The organism is Zoogloea sp. (assembly GCF_028693495.1).
In the GTDB taxonomy this organism is placed as follows: domain Bacteria; phylum Pseudomonadota; class Gammaproteobacteria; order Burkholderiales; family Rhodocyclaceae; genus Zoogloea.
In genome coordinates, this window is record NZ_JAQUVG010000160.1 from 1 (window position 1) to 4300 (window position 4300).

The window sequence follows — 4300 nt, forward strand, 5'->3', positions numbered from 1 at the left end:
AAGGGCGACGGCGAGCCGGGCGTCAAGAGCATCTGGCTCGGGCTGCAGAAGATCCGCACGGTGATTCAAGCCTTACCTCTTATCGAGTCAGGAAATGCAGGATGAGATGTGTAGAACGGTATGGGTTAGGCCCCCGAACTGCTGCTTCATGCACAGTGCGTCTTGCGATCAGTCTTCCCGTGCCCTTCTCAATAACATCGGGGGCAACCTGAATCGCGTCTGGATATTCTTTGGAATCAACCTGTCGTCCATTCACTACTACACCCCAACAGTGAAAGTTGGAGGCCTTGTCGGGGTCTTCCAGCTTACGGGGCTGTAAATGCCCAGTTAAGTTTCCCGGTTAATCCGCCGACGGAATTCTTTCTGGTCATCGCCATTCAATAAACGATACAAAACCAATAATGCGTCAACAGGACTAGGACCCTGGATCGTTTCTTGTGCCCCATTACCAGGAATCAATCCAACACCATTTACAGTAGAAATGCGTACGCGCTTGTTCGGCTTTTTTCCAAAACGATTAAGCAGGCGAGACAATTCATTGATGAGTACCTGTTCTGCGGTTGTATCCGGTTGACTGAACCAGCGTCCGAGAAGTGCTTCAGTAATTCGGCCGTCGGTCCATTTGTTAACCTCACGATAGCGCTCCGCAGTTAAGCCATCGTAACCAATGAATTTGGATGGCCCGAACAGGATTCTCCCGTCCTTGTCAGCAATCGCGTACCAACTTTGAAACGATGAAAGTAAATCGACAACTCCAGGCAACACGTTCAACTCGTCCTGAAACCGACGAATGCCGGACTTTGCTTCATCGAGACTGCTAACCAGGGAAGGCATCAGGTCGTTCATGTCATATCTCCTCAAGGCATCACTATGAGGATGTATCCTACACATGAATATATTGAAGTTCAACATATTCAAGAACATCTTGAAATTCTAGAAAACCAATTAGTTCCAGTACTCCGCGTACAACCGCTCAGAAGGCGCCTTTCCCAAAAGGGGAAAGGCGCCTTCTCGCATCGTGATCAATCAGCTGGACCCCGTCGCCGGGGAAACCAGGCGCGCCTCGACCACCGCCTCGTCGTAGCGGATCGTCTGCGGGCCGATGAGGACATGGGGTGGCAGGTTGCGGTCACCGCGGGCGCGCAGGCGCTCGATGGTGGAAACCGAGAGTCCCAGCCGCTGGGCAAGCCAGCGGGTGGGCTGAAGGGCGCGGACGGGCATGAATGACTCCTGATGGACGGTGACGACGGTAGCTATCCGGTTGTTCGCACTTGCGTTCGCATCTGACGACACGTGCGGGCAGACGGGGAGGGGGAATGCCCAGGCCGTCAGAGCCCTGGGCATTCCTGCATATCATGTCCTCGAGAGACCCGCGCGATGCCGTGCCGGCCTCCGCTTCCATCCTGACCACCACGAGGACTTCCACCATGCTACGCACCCTACTTGAGCACCTGCCCGACCTGACGCTGCCCGACACCCTCGATTTCGAGCTGGAACTGCGTATCCACGTCGAGCGCTGACGCGCACGCGTCACATCGACCTTCTCAAAGGCCCCTGATCTTCGCGGATCAGGGGCCTTTCTCTTTTGAGCGACGGAGACCTTCATGTCCGACCCGATCACCTACCTGTGCATCCGCACCGGCACCCTCAGCTACGCGATCCTGAAGGACGCGGATGCGACGGAGGCCTACTTCCTTGTCACCGGCAACAGCAGCACCGGCTACTACTCCCGCGTCGCCGTGCCCTTCACCGGCATCGAGGCGGCGCTCGCCCACCTCGCCGAGGATCAGGCCTTTCCGGCCAAGACGCTGAAGCCGGCATTCCCGAGCGGCAAGTCGGCCAATGATCCGGGCTTCCTGCTGGCACTCCTCAGGCATGAAGGGCTGCTGACCTCGGCGCCCGAAGGGGCACACCTGAGCGTGCGCTCCGGCGACTGGGCCGCCTGGAAGGACGCCGTTCTGGCCGAGGCGGGCGAGCCCTTTGAACTTCCCACCAAGCAGATCAAGACCATCATGACTACCACCGACAGCATCACGTCGAGCTCAATCACCGCCACGCCGCCCGTCGTCATTCATAAGGGCAAGAAAGGCCGGAAGGCGCGCACGGGCCACGCTCATCCCCATAGGGGCTCCAACTTTGGCGGCTATACACCCCTACGACGGGAGTTGGACAATGGCCGCTGATGGGATGAGAGTAGCGCCGACAGATGAAGCGTACGGCAATCTGCCGTATAATTTTTCCAAAGGAGAAACAACCCCATGCCCGCAGCCAACACCACCGCCCGGCTTGAAGCCAGAATCAGCACCGACCTTCACGCGATGCTCAAGCGCGCCGCCGAGTTGCAGGGGCGAACCATGACCGATTTCGTGGTTGCCGCCGTACAAGACGCCGCCCAACGCGCCATTGAGCAGGCTGAGGTCGTCCGGCTTTCGCTGGCAGATCAGGAGTGCTTTGCTCAGGCGCTGCTGTCGCCGCCCCAGTCCGCTCCGGCCCTGGATCGTGCCTTTGAGCGCCGTCGCAAGCTCCTGCAGGCCGAATGAGCGGAGCACCCTTCCGCGTCGCGCCGCTCGATGCCGCCCATGTTCGCGATGAATTCCGCTGCGGTTCCGCTGCGCTCGACCGGTATCTGCGAGAGCAAGTCACTCAAGACATCCGGCGCCGCGTCGCGGCGTGTTTCGTTGCGCTGACTGGTGAGCAGCGCATCGCAGGCTACTACACCCTCGCGTCGGCAAGTCTGCTGCTGGCCGATCTGCCCCCCGGAGTCGGCAAGAAGCTGCCCCGCTACCCGACCGTGCCGGCCGTTCGCATGGGCCGCCTGGCGGTCGATGAAGCCTTCACCGGGCAGGGCTTGGGCGGTGCGCTTCTTGCCGATGCCCTTGAGCGGGCAATCCGGTCGGAGATTGCGGCCTACGCCCTGATGGTGGATGCCAAGGATGGCACGGCCGCTGCCTTCTACCGACACCATGGCTTCATCCCGCTGCCAGACACGCCATTGACGCTGTTTCTCCCGCTCGCAACCGCGCAGGCGTCGCAGAAAAGGGGCAACGAGCCACACTAATCTGCGCGCGGTTCAAGCCGGAAACTGGATAGCGCGCACGCTTTCATTCCGCGTGCAGGGCGAGGCACACGGGGGACAGGTCACTCATTGCCGCGCCTCCCCAGCGCTGCTTCAATTGCGCTTTATAGCTCAGCTCACTGAGCGGCTACGATCTGCTCGACAATCTCGATGAACCGGTCGCCTTGGATCCAGTTGGCGGATTGCTTGATCCCCGAGCCTCCGGTTACGTTGTCCCACTTGAACACACGCTTTTGCAGATACTCACGCCCTGCTGCCTTGAGCACTGCCTCTCCACCTTCGAAGCCCACGACAACTTGCGCGCCTTGATCCCGGCAGAGCGCCTGGATACGCTCGAAGTCGAGGCGCCCCTGGTAGTTCTCTGCAGCTCCGCCGGAATTCTTGGCTTTTTGCTTGAGGCTGCCAGCCTGGTCGAGTTGCTGGAGCGCAGTGTGGATCACTCTCCATTCCTCGGCAAAGCGTCCGCCGATTTCGCTCGCGAGCTCGCCGAAAGATAGCGCTTCGTCCATCCGGCTGAGGTGCAGCGAACTCTCTTTCATCGCCGCTGGTACAAGATAAATCACCCGAAGGGTGTGACAAGCAGCCAGCGCCTCTTCCGCACCGGGAAAGCGTGTTTCGATCATTTCCCGGATGGAGGCATATTTCTGTGACTTTGAAGCGGCTTCGATTGTCGACAGATCCTCGAGCAGGAATGCCGCGCCCTCTTCCATCACCTTCATTTTGTTCTGAAGATATATCATTGCCTGATCAGCAGAAAAACTGCCGCCATCAGTCTTGAGCTCCAGGAATACGAGCTCCCGCCGGGTTTCGTTATAAAGCAACCAGGGCACCTCGAATAACCCGAGGTTTCCAGCAAACCCCGCCGCGCAACGATGATCGCGACCGAATTCGGTTCAATTTCTTCGGCAGATCACCGCTTTCTTCGCCAGCGCAGCCCCGTTTTGCCTCGAATCGCCTCCGGCAGAGGCGATTCGGCCCATTTCGGGCGTCAGAAAGCCTTGATTCCCGCCTTCTGGAAATAAACCAGCCGCTTCAGGTTGTAGCAGGCTGCCATCATCGTCATCGCAAAGTTCGCCCGTGCCTGGCCGACGGTGCGCAGCAGCTTGCCGCCCATCTGGTCGATGGCCCCGAACACATGCTCGACCCGCGCGCGCGTCCTGGCGATGCGCTTGTTGCGCCGCTGCTGACAGTCGGACAAGGGTTTGTTGCGTTGGCCCTTGCGCT

General features: G+C 59.3%; 7 protein-coding genes. 3 read left to right on the forward strand and 4 right to left on the reverse strand.

What is annotated here, in order from left to right; genetic code table 11:
* Positions 1-327: 327 nt before the first annotated feature.
* Together PHD22_RS16475 and PHD22_RS16480 are read right to left on the reverse strand one after the other, a co-directional pair.
* Positions 328-846, reverse strand: a complete 519-nt coding sequence (locus tag PHD22_RS16475) for a hypothetical protein (RefSeq protein ID WP_299869398.1) — start codon at positions 844-846, stop codon at positions 328-330.
* A gap of 180 nt (positions 847-1026) precedes the next feature.
* A complete protein-coding gene (locus PHD22_RS16480) occupies positions 1027-1221 on the reverse strand; it encodes a hypothetical protein (RefSeq protein ID WP_299869400.1) in 195 nt (64 codons plus the stop codon).
* 383 nt (positions 1222-1604) lie between these two features.
* On the opposite strand from PHD22_RS16480, the gene PHD22_RS16485 reads away from it, so the two are divergent.
* The 3 genes from PHD22_RS16485 (at position 1605) to PHD22_RS16495 (ending at position 3058) form a co-directional block, all read left to right on the forward strand.
* A complete protein-coding gene (locus tag PHD22_RS16485; RefSeq protein ID WP_299869403.1) occupies positions 1605-2183 on the forward strand; it encodes a hypothetical protein in 579 nt (192 codons plus the stop codon).
* Positions 2184-2258: 75 nt separating this feature from the next.
* On the forward strand, positions 2259-2540 hold the full coding sequence (locus tag PHD22_RS16490) for a DUF1778 domain-containing protein (RefSeq protein WP_299869406.1): 282 nt from the start codon (positions 2259-2261) through the stop codon (positions 2538-2540).
* Entirely contained in the window at positions 2537-3058 is a 522-nt protein-coding gene (locus PHD22_RS16495) for a GNAT family N-acetyltransferase (RefSeq protein WP_299869410.1), read from the forward strand. Before PHD22_RS16490 ends, PHD22_RS16495 begins: the two co-directional genes overlap by 4 nt.
* 134 nt (positions 3059-3192) lie before the next feature.
* Here PHD22_RS16495 and PHD22_RS16500 read toward each other — a convergent pair whose 3' ends face one another.
* Together PHD22_RS16500 and PHD22_RS16505 are read right to left on the reverse strand one after the other, a co-directional pair.
* On the reverse strand, positions 3193-3897 hold the full coding sequence (locus PHD22_RS16500) for a hypothetical protein (protein ID WP_299869414.1): 705 nt from the start codon (positions 3895-3897) through the stop codon (positions 3193-3195).
* A 167-nt stretch (positions 3898-4064) separates the two neighbouring features.
* A partial coding sequence (locus tag PHD22_RS16505) for a transposase (protein WP_299869419.1) occupies positions 4065-4300 on the reverse strand: 236 nt, incomplete at its 5' end.